The 14,407-nt window shown below is 71.6% G+C and carries 13 protein-coding genes and 1 pseudogene; 4 read left to right on the forward strand and 10 right to left on the reverse strand.

The features are described 5' to 3' along the window. Nucleotides 1-62: 62 nt before the first annotated feature. The gene (locus D7294_RS12090; RefSeq protein WP_120678589.1) at nt 63-845 is read right to left on the reverse strand and encodes a TetR/AcrR family transcriptional regulator; all 783 of its coding nucleotides are present in this window, start codon (nt 843-845) and stop codon (nt 63-65) included. A gap of 112 nt (nt 846-957) precedes the next feature. Between D7294_RS12090 and D7294_RS12095 the strand changes: the two genes are divergently transcribed. Further along, a complete protein-coding gene (locus tag D7294_RS12095; RefSeq protein WP_120678591.1) occupies nt 958-1,989 on the forward strand; it encodes an NmrA family NAD(P)-binding protein in 1,032 nt (343 codons plus the stop codon). 321 nt (nt 1,990-2,310) lie between these two features. On the opposite strand, the gene D7294_RS12100 is transcribed toward D7294_RS12095, so the two are convergent. From D7294_RS12100 to D7294_RS12125, 6 genes are all read right to left on the reverse strand, one after another. Continuing rightward, a complete protein-coding gene (locus tag D7294_RS12100) occupies nt 2,311-3,306 on the reverse strand; it encodes a methyltransferase domain-containing protein (protein WP_120678593.1) in 996 nt (331 codons plus the stop codon). 195 nt (nt 3,307-3,501) lie between these two features. Further along, nucleotides 3,502-4,032 (reverse strand): DinB family protein, encoded by a 531-nt coding sequence (locus tag D7294_RS12105; RefSeq protein ID WP_241562287.1) that lies wholly within the window; start codon nt 4,030-4,032, stop codon nt 3,502-3,504. 106 nt (nt 4,033-4,138) lie between these two features. Beyond that, nucleotides 4,139-5,770: a ribosomal protection-like ABC-F family protein gene (gene abc-f / locus D7294_RS12110; protein ID WP_120678595.1), complete on the reverse strand. Its 1,632-nt coding sequence runs from the start codon at nt 5,768-5,770 to the stop codon at nt 4,139-4,141. A 342-nt stretch (nt 5,771-6,112) separates the two neighbouring features. Next, complete coding sequence (locus tag D7294_RS12115) at nt 6,113-6,895, reverse strand: oxidoreductase (protein ID WP_120678597.1); 783 nt, start codon at nt 6,893-6,895, stop codon at nt 6,113-6,115. A 94-nt stretch (nt 6,896-6,989) separates the two neighbouring features. Next, nucleotides 6,990-7,568: a TetR/AcrR family transcriptional regulator gene (locus D7294_RS12120; RefSeq protein ID WP_120678598.1), complete on the reverse strand. Its 579-nt coding sequence runs from the start codon at nt 7,566-7,568 to the stop codon at nt 6,990-6,992. A 141-nt stretch (nt 7,569-7,709) separates the two neighbouring features. Next, complete coding sequence (locus D7294_RS12125; protein WP_120678600.1) at nt 7,710-8,039, reverse strand: ArsR/SmtB family transcription factor; 330 nt, start codon at nt 8,037-8,039, stop codon at nt 7,710-7,712. Nucleotides 8,040-8,139: 100 nt separating this feature from the next. On the opposite strand from D7294_RS12125, the gene D7294_RS12130 reads away from it, so the two are divergent. The 3 genes from D7294_RS12130 (at nt 8,140) to D7294_RS12140 (ending at nt 10,916) form a co-directional block, all read left to right on the forward strand. Beyond that, a complete protein-coding gene (locus tag D7294_RS12130; RefSeq protein WP_120678603.1) occupies nt 8,140-9,597 on the forward strand; it encodes an MFS transporter in 1,458 nt (485 codons plus the stop codon). A 263-nt stretch (nt 9,598-9,860) separates the two neighbouring features. Further along, on the forward strand, nt 9,861-10,226 hold the full coding sequence (locus D7294_RS12135; protein WP_120678605.1) for a hypothetical protein: 366 nt from the start codon (nt 9,861-9,863) through the stop codon (nt 10,224-10,226). Between the two features lie 48 nt (nt 10,227-10,274). Further along, the gene (locus D7294_RS12140) at nt 10,275-10,916 is read left to right on the forward strand and encodes a nucleotidyltransferase domain-containing protein (RefSeq protein WP_120678720.1); all 642 of its coding nucleotides are present in this window, start codon (nt 10,275-10,277) and stop codon (nt 10,914-10,916) included. A 48-nt stretch (nt 10,917-10,964) separates the two neighbouring features. Here the strand turns inward: D7294_RS12140 and D7294_RS12145 are convergent, their stop codons facing one another. The 3 genes and pseudogenes from D7294_RS12145 to D7294_RS12155 form a co-directional block, all read right to left on the reverse strand. Further along, entirely contained in the window at nt 10,965-13,364 is a 2,400-nt protein-coding gene (locus tag D7294_RS12145; RefSeq protein WP_241562302.1) for a TniQ family protein, read from the reverse strand. Nucleotides 13,365-13,404: 40 nt separating this feature from the next. Beyond that, a complete protein-coding gene (locus D7294_RS12150) occupies nt 13,405-14,280 on the reverse strand; it encodes a TniB family NTP-binding protein (RefSeq protein ID WP_120678609.1) in 876 nt (291 codons plus the stop codon). Between the two features lie 16 nt (nt 14,281-14,296). Continuing rightward, nucleotides 14,297-14,407 (reverse strand): annotated as a pseudogene (locus D7294_RS12155) (IS5/IS1182 family transposase); the annotation flags it as partial.

The following is a 14,407-nucleotide window of genomic DNA, read 5'->3' on the forward strand; positions in this document are numbered from 1 at the left end:
CACGCCGCCAGGCCGCCTCCGCTCGCCCCGCCCCACCTCCGACGCCCCCGCCCGGGCGCCGGTCAGCCCGCCGCCCGGCCGCCGGTCCTGCGCCGGTGTGCCTTCTGCCGGCAGGCCGCCCCGCAGTACCGCGCCGGGCGGCCCGTCCTGGCCACCGGCAGGGGGCGGCCGCACATCGGGCAGCGCGGGGTTTCGTCGCGGGAAGCGGCGCCTGTTTCGTTACGCCCGGCGCGCTCCGACCCGGTTTCGTTACGGGGTTCCGTTACGGCAGGGCGGGGGCGCAGGCCGTCGCACATCACCGCGGTCAGCAGCCCGGGGGCGCCGGCGGCGCCGCGGCCCTGCTCCATCGCCGCGCAGCCGGTCACCAGCAGCCGCACCTCGGCGGCGCCCACGTCACGGCGGACCGCCCCCGCGGCCTGCGCCCCGGCGAGCAGCCGCCCGAGCACCGCCTCGAACTCCCGCCTGGCCCCGGGCGCGGGGCCGTCCGCGGTTCGGCCCGGCGCCTCGCGGGCGAGGGCGTCGCACAGGGCGCGGTTGAACGCGGCCATCGCCACCACGCGTTCGAGGAAGGCGAAGAAGGCGGCCCCCGGATCGGCCGCCGCCGTCAGCTCGCGCGCCTCGGCGACGCACCGCTCGACACTCTCGGCGATCACCGCCCCGAACAGGTCCTCCTTGGAGGGGAAATGCCGGTAGACGGTGCCCGCGCCCACCCCGGCCCGCCGCGCGATCTCGCCGAGCGGAACCATCCTCCCCTCGGCCCCGAACGCCGCCCGCGCCGCCTCCAGCACCCGCGCCCGGTTGCGTCTTGCGTCGGCCCTCGCCGGCGGCGAGCCGTGCTCCCTCATGCCCTGCCCTCCCGTCCCGTGACCGGCCCACATTGACAAACGGGTTGGACGCTCCGGTACGTTAACCGGGTCACGAATTCCGATTGTAGGCCCTTCGTCCCCGGAGAATCCCATGAACGACCCCCGCGGCGCCCTCCCCCAAGGCCCCCAGGCCCCCTTCGCCTGTGCCCTCCCCGGCGACCCGCCGGGCAGCCTCCCCCGCCAGGCCCCGCACGGCCTCCCACGCGTTGCCGCGCGGGAGGCGCGGGCCGAGCTGACCATCCTGGTCACCGGCGCCACCGGCCAGCAGGGCGGCGCCACCGCGGCCAGGCTCCTCGCCGACGGCTGGCGGGTGCGGGCGCTGACCCGCGACGCGAACGGCCCGGCCGCGAAGGCCCTGGCGGCGGCGGGCGCCGAGGTGGTCACCGGCGACCTGCTGGACCGCGCCTCCCTCGACGCGGCGGCGAGCGGGGCGTACGGCGTCTTCAGCGTCCAGCCGACCCCGGGCATGCCGGGCCTGCCGCCCGGTTACGGCCCCGCCGAGGAGGTCCGCGCCGGGGTCAACGTCGCCGAGGCGGCCCTGGCCGCGGGCGCCGGGCACCTCGTCTACGCCTCGGCCTTCGGCGCCGACCAGAACCCGGAGCTGTCGACGCTGCGCACCAAGGCGGAGATCGAGGAGCGCATCCGCGCGCTCGGCCTCTCCGCCACCGTGCTGCGCCCGGCCTCCTTCATGGAGAACCTCGCCCACCCCGTCTGGGGCCTGCGCGAGGGCGCGCTGGCGACCCCGTACGCCCCCGGCACGCGCCAGCAGCTGATCGCCCTGGAGGACATCGCCGGCTTCGCCGCCGCCGCCTTCGCGGAACCGGAGCGGTGGCGCGGGCGCGCCCTCTCCCTGGCGGGCGACACCCTGACGCCCGTCGAGCAGGCCGCGGCGATCAGCCGGGCCCTCGGCCGCGAGGTGCCGTACACACAGCTGCCGCTTGCGGCGATCCGGGCACGCAGCGAGGAGGCGGCCCGCGGCATCGCGTCGCTGAACGAGGGCAGGTACGCGCTCGTCGACGTCGAGGAGTTGCGCGCCCTGCGCCCCGGCCTGCTGGACTTCGGGGCCTGGCTGGAGCGCACGGGCGCCGCCCGGCTCAGCGCGCTGCTCGACGCCGCCCACTGAACCGAGGCCGCCCACCGCGCCGAGGCCGCCCACCGCGCCGAGGCCGCCCACCGCGCCGAGGCCGCCCACCGCGCCGGGGCCGCCGGGCGGCCGTGGGGGCGGCGGCCCCCGCGGCGCCGACGGGCTGCGCGGGTGGGGCGGCCCCCGGCTGCCCCGGCGGGTTGGGAAGCGCCCGCAACTCGGCGGCCACCCGCTCCGCGTCCCGGTCCACCCGATCCGCGGCGCCGTAGGGCGGCACCAGTGGGAACCGCCCGCGGCGGTGGTTGCGCTCCAGCGCCCACACCAGGAGGACCAGGCCCGCGGCGGCCGGCAACAGGCCGATCACCGCGCCCGGCCTGCGGCGCGCCGGCCGGCCGAGGGGGCGGCCGGCTTGACCGCGTGGCCCTTGAAGAACGTGTAGTGGAAGATTCCGCCGGGCCCGGCCGTCAGCCGCAGGTCGTCGAGGCCGCGCGCGAACTCCTCCGCGGTGCTGAGTCCCGCGGCCACGGCCTCCTCCCGGACGCCCTCCACCATGCCGATGAACGTGTTGCGGGTGAAGCCCTCGACGAGCTCCGGCCTGGTCTCGTCCGCGTAGACGGTGCGCGGCCGCACCTCCACCTCGGCGAACCCGGCCGCGGAGAGCAAGGGCTGCACCCGGCGCCCGATCAGCCCGTTCCCGCCCGCGGCCGCCTGCAGGGCGACCAGGCAGTCGATCGCCGCCGTGGCCCGCTCGCTCGCGGGGTGGAAGAACGCCGAGCCGTGGTCGCCCTCGATGACCGTGATCGTCCCTCCTGGCCGCAGCACCCGCCGCAAGCCGGCCAGGGCACCCACCGGGTCCGCCAGGTGCTCCAGCACGAAGCACACGAAGACGTGGTCGAACTCGCCCTCGGCGAAGGGAAGTTCGTACAGGTCGGCCTGGCGGAACTCCAGGCGCGCGTGCGGGGCGTGCGCGGCCAGGCGGGCGCGGGCCTCGGCCAGGGAGGCGGCCGAGCGGTCGAGGGCCACGACGTGTGCGTCCGGGCTCGCGGCGACCAGGTGCATCGTCTGCGCCCCGACGCCGCACCCCGCCTCGAGCACCCTGCTGCCCGCCGGATAGCCGGGACCGTCGTGCAGCAGCGCGGCGAGCACGTCCGCCTGGGCACGCAGCCGCGCGGTCTCCTCGCCCGAGTACCCGTGTACATAGGCGGCGCCGCCGAAAGCGCCATGGCTCGTGGCAGGGACGGCGCTCCGCGCGCCTCCTGCGGCGCCGGACGAGGGGACCGGGGCGGACGGCGGCGCCGCGGCGGGAGCGGAAGCGGGCGAGGGCGAAGGCGAGGCAGAGGCTGTCGTGGTGTCCATGGGCCCACCCTGCTGCCGCGGTGGACCGGCGAACAGATCCAATGGGGAGCACACCGGCAGGTCCAAACCCACAGGACCCGCCTCCCCGCGCCTCGGCCCCGCCGAGCACCGGGCCACCCGCCGCCGGACGCCCCACCGCGACCCCCCGGCCGAACCACCCCTCGGCCGAACCACCCCCCGGGCGAAGGGACCGCGCTACCGGCCGACCGCGCCGTCCAGCCGCTCGCGCAGGATGTCGGCGTGCCCGGCGTGCCGCGCCGTCTCCTCGATCATGTGCGTGAGTATCCACCGCAGCGTGGGCGGCGGCGTCTCCCGCAGCGAACGCGCCCCGGGCCGGCCGAGATCCTCGCAGGCGGCGACGATGCGGTCGCTGCGCTCGGCCGCCGCCCGGTAGGCGGCCACGAGCTCCCGCGCCGTCTCCCGCTCCCCCACCGGCGCCTCGTCGTCCGCCGGCTCGCCCGCGCCCCCCGCGTAGGCCCACTCGAACCAGTTGGCCTCCACGGCCGTCAGGTGCTTGACCAGCCACAGGAGGCTGGTGCCCGAGGGCACGCCGGGCTCGCGGGCCGCCGCGTCCGTCAGCCCCGCGGTCTTGGCTATGACCGCCTCGCGCAGGTACCGGAGGCAGGTGAGCAGCGTCGTCCGCTCGTCCCCGTCGCTCGCGGGCGGGCGCAGGTCCCCGCGTGCCGCACTCGCCGTGCCCCCGGCCGTCGTCCTCAGATCGTCCACGTCCACGACGGTAGCCCCCGGCACTGACAATCCCCGATCGCCCGCCGCCTTCGCCGTCCCGCCGCGCCCGCGAGGCCGCCGCGGGCGCGGCGGACACGGCGGGCGCCTACCGGAACGCGACCGGGCCCGGGGCCGCGTCCGCGACCGGGCGCAGCGCCAGCACCGGGCCCCGCCAGCCGCGGCGCAGGCGGCGGTCGTGGCTCACGACGACGAGGGCCCCGGGGAAGTGCCGCATGGCCTCCTCCAGTTGCTCGGCGAGCGCCGGGGAGAGGTGGTTGGTCGGCTCGTCGAGCAGCAGGGTGTGCGCCGGCGCACTCAGCAGCCGCGCCAGCTCCAGGCGCCGCCGCTGCCCGGTGGAGAGCCCCGCGACGGGCGTCTCCAGCCGGTCCTCGGCGAAGAGGCCGAGCGCGAGCAGCCGCTCCGCCTGCTCCTGGGGAGTTCCCGCCCGGCCGCGGGCGAACGCGTCGAGCACCGTCTCGCCCGGGCGGGCGGGCGCGGGCTCCTGGGCCAGGTGGCCGGCCGGTCCGCGGCGGTCGAGCCGGCCGGTGTCCGCGGCCAGCTGGCCGGCGAGCACCCGCAGCAGCGTGCTCTTGCCGGCCCCGTTGGGCCCGGTGACCAGCAGTCGCTCGCCCGCCGCCAGCTTCACGTCCACCGGTGCGAGGCGCCCGGCGAGGCCGATGCCGGCCGCCTCCAGCACGGTCCCGGCGGGCGGCCCGGCGTGGGCCGGGAGCGCGAAGCGCAGGGGCTCGGGCGGGGGCGGCACCGGAGCGGCGAGCAGACGGCGCACGCGCTCCTCGGCGTTGCGCACCCGGCCGGCGAGCGACTGCTGCACGCGCCCGCCCGCCCGGTCGTACGCCATCTTGTTGCCGTCGCGCGGTCCGCGCCCCGGGGCAACCCGGCGGGCCGTGGTGGCGGCGGCCTCCCGCTGCCTGGCGAGTTCGGCCCGCCAGCCGTCGTAGCGCTCCGCCCAGCGGCGCCGCTCGGCGGCCTTGGCGGCCAGGTAGCCGGCGTAGCCCCCGCCGTAACGGGCGGCGGTGCGGCGGTCGCCGTCCACCTCGAGCAGGCCGGTGGCGACCCGGTCGAGGAAGACCCGGTCGTGGGAGACGGCCACCGTGGTGCCGCGGCGGGCCCGCAGATGCTCCTCCAGCCAGGCCGTGGCCGCGTCGTCGAGGTGGTTCGTCGGCTCGTCGAGCAGCAGCACCTCGGGGGCGGCGGCCAGCAGCGCGGCCAGCCGCAGCCTGACCCGCTCACCGCCGGAGAGTGCGTCCACGGGCCGCTCCCGCGGCAAGCCGCGCAGGCCGAGGCCGTGCAGCGCACGGGCGACCCTGGCGTCCGCCTCGTAGCCGCCCCGCAGCTCGAAGACGGTCTGCAGCTCGCCGTACGCGGCGAGCGGGGACTCGTCACCCGCCGCGAGCAGGGCTTCCAGGGCGCGCAGCCTGCGTTCGAGGGCGCGCAACTCGCTCAGCGCGCGGTCGATCACCTCCCCCGCCGTCAGCCCGGCCGGGAGGTCGTCCTCCTGGGAGAGGTAGCCCACGCCGCCCTCGGCCTGGACGACGATCTCGCCCTGGTCGGGGCGTTCCCGACCGGCGAGCAGGCGCAGCAGCGTGCTCTTGCCCGAGCCGTTCTCGCCGACGATTCCGGTGCGCTCGCCGGCCGCGAGCGAGCAGGTGACGGCGTCAAGGACGATGCGGCCGCCGTAGGACTTGGTGACGGTGTGCGCGGTGATCTGGGTCGGCATGGTGCTCCTGGGCGTTCGGTGACGAGGCGGCCGCGAGGGGCCGCGGAACCTGGTGAACGCTTCGGGTGAGCACCGTTCCACTCCTGACGGGACAGGCCGGCGAACGCCGGGCGACGAGCCAACGGGACGGACCGGCGCAGCCAAGGCCACTAACACAACTTATGTCGCCTTAAGATGCTGCCACGGCCCGCCCGTCCCGGCAAGTCCCTTCCGGCCGGCCCGCCGACGGCACAGGGCCCGCCGACGCCACAGGACCCGCCGACGCCACAGGACGCCAACGCGCCCGTGCGCCCCGGCCGACCGCGGTGGGGCCGGCCGGGGCGCACGGGCGCGTCTCCCGGCTCAGAGCGTCTTGACCGTGCCGCCGTCGATGACGTAGTCGGCGCCGGTGATGTTGCCCGCCACCTCGGACAGGAGGAAGGCGACCAGGGCCGCCACCTCGTCGGGCTCGGTGATGCGGCCGGTGGTGATGCCGAACGCGTCGGGGATCTGCCGCAGGAACGCGGCGTGCTCCACGCCGGCCGCGGCCGCCACCTGGGCGCCGAAGCCTTCGGGGTCCTCCCAGATGGAGGTGCGGACCACGCCGGGGGAGACGGTGTTCACGCGCACCCCCCGCGGCCCGAACTCCTCCGCAAGGGACTTGCCCAGGGCGGCCAGCGCAGCCTTGGCCGCGCTGTAGGCGACCGGGCCCGCGGCGGGCAGCCGCGAGTTGATGGAGGAGACGTTGACGATCGCGCCGCGGCGCTCGATCAGGCTGGGCAGGGCCGCGCGGACGGCGCGGACGGCGCTGAGCAGGTTGAGGTCGAAGACCCTGGTCCACTGCCTGTCGTCCGTGTCGAGGAAGCCGCCCGGCCGCACGTCGTCCCCGCCCCCGACGTTGTTCACCAGCAGGTCGATGCCGCCGAACTCGGCCAGGGCGGCGTCCATCACCGCGGCGACGCCCTCGGCCGTGCTCAGGTCGGCCGGGACCGGGAGCGCCCCGGTGTCCTTCAGCTCGGGCGTGACGGTGCGGGCGGCGCCGAGGACGCGGGCGCCCTCGGCCCGCAGGGTGCGGACGGTGGCGAGCCCGATGCCCCGGCTCGCCCCGGTGACGACCACGGCCTTGCCGGTCAGGTTGAGGTTCATGACAACGACACACTCCTAATTTTTGACCTACGGGTACAAAATTTGGGCAGGGCTGACCCCGGTGCGGCGCCGGAACCGCGGGGAGCGCGAGGGGTCAGAGAGAGTCGACCACCGCGTCGATGACGCGATGCAGCCGATCCGGCCCGTCGGCGACGCGCGCCAGAATCCGCATGCCGACGACGGTGTTCGTCAGCAGGCTGCCGAGGGCTGCGGCGTCACGCCCCGCGGCGATCTCCCCGGAACGCTGCCCCTCCTCGACCAGTGCGCGGAAGGCCCCCTCGGTCACGTCCAGCATCTGCCGGACGAGCCCCGCCGCCGCCTCGTCGACCCCGGCCACCTCCGCCGCGGCGTTCACCGCCATGCAGCCACGCCGGTCCGGGCCGGCGAGGTCCTCCGTCACGAGGAGCCCGAGCGTCCTGCGCAGCCGCGCCTTGACCGGGCCCGGCTCGTCCAGCATCTCGACGAGGGCGCGGGTCTGGCCGTCGCGGTAGCGGCGAAGCGCCTGCTCGAACAGGGCGTGCTTGCTGCCGAACGCGTGGTAGAGGCTTCCCTTGCCGATCCCGAGCGCATCGACCAGGTCCTGCGGGGTGGTCCCGGCATACCCCTTGCGCCAGAACACCTCCATCGCCTGCTCGACGGCCACATCCGGATCGAACTGCTTGGGCCTTCCCATGGCCGTGATACTGGCAGATTCTTGACCTCGAAGTCAAGAACGAGTTCCGCGGAACCCCGGGCGCACGGTCACGCCTGGCGCCGGCTCACGATCGCCCCCTGGGGAGCCGCAGGACACGGCGACGCCCCCGCGGGGACCCGTTCACCGCGAAGCGGGTGAGGCGAGGATCGCGTCGAGCAGCCCGGGAAACCGGGCGTTCAGGTCGTCCCTGCGCAGCGTGAGGAACCGCCGGGAACCCTGGACCCGCGCGCGCAGGATGCCCGCCTCGCGCAGCACCTTCTGGTGATGCGAGAAGGTGGACCGGCTCATCGTCAGACCGGCGTCGGCCTGGAGCCGGGTGCAGTCCGACTCGCCGAGTCGCGCGAGGGCCTGCACGGTGGTCAGCCGCCCCTCGTCGCCGAGCGCGGCCAGCACCTTGGCGAGCCGCAGTTCGCTCACATCGGGATGCATCCCGTCCGTCGTCACCGTCACACACGGATCGTAGATCGGGGCTTCCGGCATGTCGAACTTTCTTGTACTGTTCGACAATCTTCGACGTCGTCGATGTTTATCGAACAGCTCTGGGAGTGTCATGAGGTCGTCAGAACGCCGCCACCGGTTGCTGCTTCCGGTCGTCCTTGCGGGGATGTTCATGTACGGCTTCGACCTCAACGTGATCAACGTCGCGGTCCCGTCGCTGCAGCACGACCTGCACGCCGGGCAGGCGGCGTTGGAGCTCGTGGTGGGGGGATACGCCTTCGCCTACGCCGCAGGGCTGGTGACCGGTGGGCGCCTCGGCGACCTGTACGGCCACCGCCGGATGTTCCTCCTCGGCATGGCGGCCTTCACGGCCGCCTCGGTCCTGTGCGGCCTCGCTCAATCCCCGGGTCAGCTGGTCGCAGCGCGCCTGCTGCAAGGGCTGACGGCGGCGATGATGGTGCCGCAGATCCTGGCCGTGATCATGGGCAACTTCGCTGCGGAGGAACGGCCCAAGGCGCTGGCCTGGTTCGGCGTCACAGCCGCCGTCAGCGGAGTGTTCGGCCAGGTCCTCGGTGGACTGCTGCTGGATGCCGATGCGTTCGGCCTGGGCTGGCGGGTGATCTTCCTGCTCAACCTGCCGGTCGGTGTCGTTGTCCTCGCCCTCGCCGCAGGCGTGCTGCCCCGGGGCACGGCCGGTCGGCAGGCCGCGCTGGACCCCGTGGGCGTCCTCGGCGTTTCCGGCTCCCTGGCACTCGCCCTGGTGCCGCTGGTGCTCGGCCGCGGTCAGGGCTGGCCGCCATGGTGCTGGGGCCTGCTGATCGCGTCCGTTCCGGTCGCGCTGCTGACCCTCTCGTACGAGCGTCGCCTGCTCGCCCGCGGCAGTGCACCGCTACTGGACCTGTCCCTCTTCCGGGTCCGCACGTTCAGCGCCGGCCTGGCCGTCAGCGTGGCCTTCATGAGCTACTTCACCAGCAGCATCTTCGTCGTCAGCCTGCTGCTCCAAAACGGCCTCGGGCTCACCCCACTGCAAGCCGGACTGGCCTTCGCGCCGATGGCCGTCGCCGGAGTCGTCGCACCGCTGGTGGGGAAACGATGGATTATCGTCCACGGCACGACCAAGGTCATACTGCTCGGCTGTGCCATCGACCTGTTCGCCAACCTCGCCCTCGCCCTCACGCTGCACCTCCAAGGCGGGCACGTCGACGTCCTGTGGCTCGCCGCGGCACTCGCCCTGACGGGCCTGGGCAACACCCTGATCCTCCCGGCGCTGATCGGCGCCACCCTCTCCGGTGTGCAACCCCGGCAGGCCGGGATCGCCTCCGGAATGCTGAACACCACCCAGCAGTTCGCCGGCGCGGCCGGCCTCGCGGTCGTCGGCACCGTGTTCTTCCACGCACTCGGAACCCCTCCCGCAGGCGCCGCCGGCCATGCGGCAGCCGGCGAGACCGCGGCCTGGATCAGCGTCGCCCTCGTCGCCGCCATGGCCGTCCTCACGGCGGCACTGGCCCGTCCCTCCCGAGCGAACTCACCCTCGGCGCACCGCGAGCCCGTCACCACGACCGGGCGATGAACCCCGGTCCGGTGCGCTGTAGGTTCCGCGAAGGGGTGTCCAATCGCGAGGCGTTGAGCTGGCGTTTCGCTCAAGTCCGCGTCAGTTGTCGTCGAGGCCCGTCCGCAGGATCGTGTCCAATCCTCGCTGGCTCCGGCGTTTCGGGCTGGCTGCCGGATAGTCCTTGTGGCTACTGGCTCCACAGGTACGGAGCGGTGTAGTAGCCAGGGCCGATGTCGGTGATCGCCTGACATCTGAGGTGCGGGTCCGGTAGATCTGTGGGGGTGACCACCAAACAGACCATCTCCGAGGGCGACGAGACCACGTCCTTTGCCGGCACCGTCAAGAACCTGTTCCAGAAGCATAGGAAGAAAATCGCCATCGGCGGCACGACTCTCGTCGCCGCGGCCGGTGTTGCGCTCATTGGCCTCGCCAAGGGACAGGGAAAAGCCAATAGGCCCGATGACGACGAAGGTTGGAGCCAGGAGGGAGCAGACTGGTTCAACAGCCTGTCTGTTGAGGAGTTTGTTGACTTGATGTGGCTGGGGGACTACGGGGTCCAAGACGAAGAAGATCAAAAGCTTCTAGAGACGCTGAGGGGAAGCTACGAGGAGGCAACTTCCCAATCTCGATGTCGAGCCGGGGTCTGATGCTGGCGGCACGGTCAGGCGTTGGAGACCCCTGATAGGTTCCTTGAGGTGAGCGAGCAACTGCCCAGCGGCGGCATCGAACTGTCACCCGACGAGATCGATGGTCTTCACGCCAGATGGTCATCCTCTTGGACTCCGAACGAGGTCGCGCAGCGGTTGGCCGGGATCCGCACGCCCTGGTACGTGGCCGCAGGCTGGGCTCTGGACCTGTTCCTGGGCAGGCGGACACGCATTCACGGTGACATCGAGATCGCGATTCCGGATGCAAGCTTCCCCGAGGTCCGTCAGCACTTTCCCGGATACGTCTTCGACGCGGCAGGCAGTGGCCGGATCTGGGAGGACATCACACCGGAGGTGCTGGCCGCCGTACATCAGACATGGCTGCGCGATCCGGCCACCGGGAACTACGTGCTCGACGTGTTCCGGGAGCCACACGACGGCGACACCTGGATCTACCGACGTGATGAGAAGATCCGGCTTCCCTACAGCGACATCGTCCACCGCACCCAAGACGGCATCCCGTATCTGGCGCCCGAACTGGTACTGCTGTTCAAGGCCAAGCACGCCCGCCGAAAGGATCAGAGAGACTTCGACACGACCGTCCCGCACATGCCCCGGGATCAGCGCGAGACCCTGGCTAAGCTACTCGCTCGCGTACACCCGGGGCATCCGTGGCTCGCGGATCTCTAGCCGACCCGTGGGGTGAGGAACACGCGCTAGCGCGCGTAAAGTTCAGGTTCAGTTCCCGTCGGGCTGACCCTGACCCGTATCGTCGTCTCGTGCCAGGCTCCTCTGCAGATATGCTCCATGACTCCGTCCCCCGGACGGCCGCACTGGAATACCAAGATCACGAGCCCACCTGGCCATGGTGGTGCTGCTCATACCCTTCTCCCGAGCGAGGTCGGGCAAAGTGCGGCGGCGGATAACGTACTGCTCGAAAAGCCAGTCCCGGTCGATTTCCTCATGTCGCCGATGCTGGCCACTCTTACGCATGGCGATGCCATAGTCCCGTGCCAGCCTGAGGACATTGCCAGGTGAGACGCCGACATCTCGTGCGATCGCCCGGGTATTTTGTCGCATTTCGAGGTATCGACATCGAAATTCGTGCTCTGGGAGCAGTTGCCGGGCGATTCGTAGCGACTGTCCGGCAGCGCGTTCTTGTGCCTTGGTCAGCGGCACCGGAGGCGCCGGATGCTCGCTCAGGACGATGCGGACTGCCTCAATGCTGGTGTCCAGTGCGTCGGCGGCCAACCGCGCCGAGTAACGATGTCCTTGAACGAGTGCGTGCAGGCGGTCGATATCGATGCTGGCAGGGTCGGGGCCAGGGAGGTCGATGTCGTCGAGTAGGGCGAGCGGCGGGTGCCAGGCAACAGGTTCGTCTCCTGCGCCGTGGGCAGCGAGGAAGTCGCGCGCAACGTCGTCCAGCGCATGGGCGACCGCCGGCGGCCTTGCTTCTCCGAAGCGCTCACATTCGGAGCGAAATGGTGCTTGCTCTGTATCGGCGAACCCTGGCGCGGACTCTATGGGCAATCCGCTGATGCGGTGGAAGAGCACGCACCTCGCGACGCGGGCCCGCAACTCACCTCCTGGCCGGTATTCGACAGCGCGACAGAGCTCGGCCCACAGACTGTTCGGAAGCAGGTTGGAGTAGTCCAGTCGGCGGCGCCGCTCGTAGTCGATGGGGACATCGCAGGCATCGAGGAATTCCGCGAGGCGGACCAGGGCGACCGATGCCGCTTCCCAGCACTGCTGATCTTTGAGTAGCTGCAGCATGCGCGACACGACGCGACCGTCGGTTGCCGAGCCGAGGATCGTCGCCGCGGCATTCAGGTGGAGTCTGCTGCCGACCAGCAGAGTCGCCGTGGCTAATGCGGGTGCCAGCAAACGCGGATAGACACCCGGCGGGCTCAACCGCACCAGCCATGAGGGCCAGAAGACACTGGGCAGCGTGCGGGCGCGGTGGCCGAGCTGTTGCTCGTCGATTCTTGGCCTTGTGGGGAAGGAAGTAGCTCTCCGCCGAAGCTGGTCACTGGGGCGCATCGACGGTCCGAGCGCGGCCAACTGCACCGAGCGCAGGACCGGGCCGGTGCCGCGGCCCCAGGTGGTGATGGTGGTGGCAGTGGTCTTCTCGGCGCTGTCGCGGCATGAATCGATCAATTGGCGCATCGCGGAGACGGCTGGCGGCGGAGAGGGCTGGCCGAGGATCCTCAGTGCTGCGGTGACCGCGATTGCGGTGCGTATAGCGGTCGGCGGCGCCATGAACCCAGGGCGGATCAACATCTTGTGCTTGGTTGCGCCGTCAGGGTGCTGTGAAGCACCGTTGGCGCCGAGGATGTCTTCTGGAGCCCATGCGAACAGGTCGAACGCTGTCACATTGGTGAGTACCCGCCCGGCGACGGCCCGGATTTCGGACAGGGCCACGCTCGCTGGTTGGGGCAGTTGCGCGTAGAGGCCGAAGTCGGCGCGGTCGGTCTCGATGGTGTGGAGCAGGTGATGTTGCGCCACCAGTGCTGGGTGATCGCGAGGGAGGTGAAGCGTGTGGGTCGTACTTAGGTCGTGCCCGCATCCGGAGGTCCGGATGGGTTCGACGCGTCTTGACGGACGAGTTCCGCATCGTCCAGGTGTGGGTTGTGCCTCAAGGGAGAACAGTCGCTGACGTGGCGTCCTCTGGCAGTTCGGACACAGGTCGGCCAGGAGCCGGCAGTGCTGCAGGCAGGCGAATGACCAACCCAGACGCCAGACCAGTTGCCATCGGCCGCCGCTGTCGGCGAGGCAGTCCGGGCAGTAGCGGGACCCGTTGCCACGTCCCCACAGGCGCTTTCGATTCACCTGCCGCGTATCCAGGTCGATCAGCACCGACCTGCCATGGAAGCGCATCAATGTCATGGACTGCACCAGCTTCTGATCGACGCCAGTAGCGTGCGCGACCCGAGCTGCTTCCTGGTCGAGCAGTGCAACGGTCCAGTCGGTGGGCAGATCGAGGTTGCGCCTGCCGATCCTGGTCGTGGTCAGGCCCAGGTCACTCAGAACGTCGCCGTACCGGGTGTCCATGCGGTGTGCGAGTGCTTCCAGCCATGAGTCCAGCGCCTCTCCGGGCAGCGGTGCGAGGCGAATTGGGAAGGTCCGGGGAATGTCCATGGTCACAGCGCCTCCCGGTGTTTCCGGACCGTGCTCATCCTTATTCCCGCTTCCGGCGACGTGCGGGTCGGCTGGAGTTGGCGCCGGAAGCCAGTCGCGCCTCCCACTCGGCCCGTCGCTGTTCAGCGGCCCGGTCGAGTTTGACCTGTGACATCAGTGCGACGGTCAGGCGCTCCTCACCAGTGCGGAATGCCCGCTGGCAGCCGCGTCGGACAAGCGTCATGAGGGAGCCGATGTGCCCGTGGCAGCGGGCATATAGATGATCGGAGAGGTCGTCGGCGAGCATGCCGGGGTACTTGCGTGCCAGGACCAGTCGCTGCTCCAGAGCGAGTAGGAAGTTGCGCCACTGTTCCCGTCCAGCTTCGTCGTCGATTGTGAAGGCCTTCAGCTCCAGCGGGGTGATTCGGTAGGCGAGTTGTGGGTCGTCGTACAGCCCCTTGGTCTGCAGTTCGTGGCCGATGAAGAGGATCATCACCGGGAACTCGTTGGCGATGGACTTGAACTGGTTGCTCAGCTTGGTGCCCTGCGCGCTGCGGAACTGCAAGAACTGCAGGTCGTCGACCAGCAGCAGACGGGACTCGCACGACAGCGCGCAATCCAGTGCCCGGGACAGGAACGTGCTCGCGGTGCCCGTCTTGCGGCCGGAGTGCGCGAAGAACTCCAGCATCGCCCAGTTGAAGTCCTTGACGCCCGTGTCGCCCATCATGCCCACCCGGATCACCGGCCACCGCTCGTGGCCGGAGTCGGTGAACCGCCCGTACTGCCGGATCAGGCTGTTGTGCACGTGCTTGGCAAACGCCAGGCCGATTGTTGTCTTGCCGAGCCCGGGGAACGCATCGAGGGCAGCCATGCTCTTGGCCTGCCAGTTGGGCTGATCCAGCCCAGCCTCCAGGACCTCGGTCAGATCGGAGAACAGTGAGCCTTTTTCAACCTCAGGCTGCGGGGTCCAGGTGAAGGGTAAGGATGGCTTTGACCAGGTTGGTTATGCGGGTCGTGCTGCATCGCAACTTTCGCAGTAGCCGCCAGGACTTCAGGGTGGCGAC

This window comes from Streptomyces hoynatensis, assembly GCF_003626535.1.
Classification (GTDB): domain Bacteria; phylum Actinomycetota; class Actinomycetes; order Streptomycetales; family Streptomycetaceae; genus Streptomyces; species Streptomyces hoynatensis.

Coding starts and splice junctions, on each gene's coding strand:
- D7294_RS12090 (WP_120678589.1), bottom strand. CDS start 845: ATGAGGGAGCACGGCTCGCCGCCGGCGAGGGCCGACGCAAGACGCAAC.
- D7294_RS12095 (WP_120678591.1), top strand. CDS start 958: ATGAACGACCCCCGCGGCGCCCTCCCCCAAGGCCCCCAGGCCCCCTTC.
- D7294_RS12100 (WP_120678593.1), bottom strand. CDS start 3,306: ATGGACACCACGACAGCCTCTGCCTCGCCTTCGCCCTCGCCCGCTTCC.
- abc-f (WP_120678595.1), bottom strand. CDS start 5,770: ATGCCGACCCAGATCACCGCGCACACCGTCACCAAGTCCTACGGCGGC.
- D7294_RS12115 (WP_120678597.1), bottom strand. CDS start 6,895: ATGAACCTCAACCTGACCGGCAAGGCCGTGGTCGTCACCGGGGCGAGC.
- D7294_RS12120 (WP_120678598.1), bottom strand. CDS start 7,568: ATGGGAAGGCCCAAGCAGTTCGATCCGGATGTGGCCGTCGAGCAGGCG.
- D7294_RS12130 (WP_120678603.1), top strand. CDS start 8,140: ATGAGGTCGTCAGAACGCCGCCACCGGTTGCTGCTTCCGGTCGTCCTT.
- D7294_RS12145 (WP_241562302.1), bottom strand. CDS start 13,364: ATGGACATTCCCCGGACCTTCCCAATTCGCCTCGCACCGCTGCCCGGA.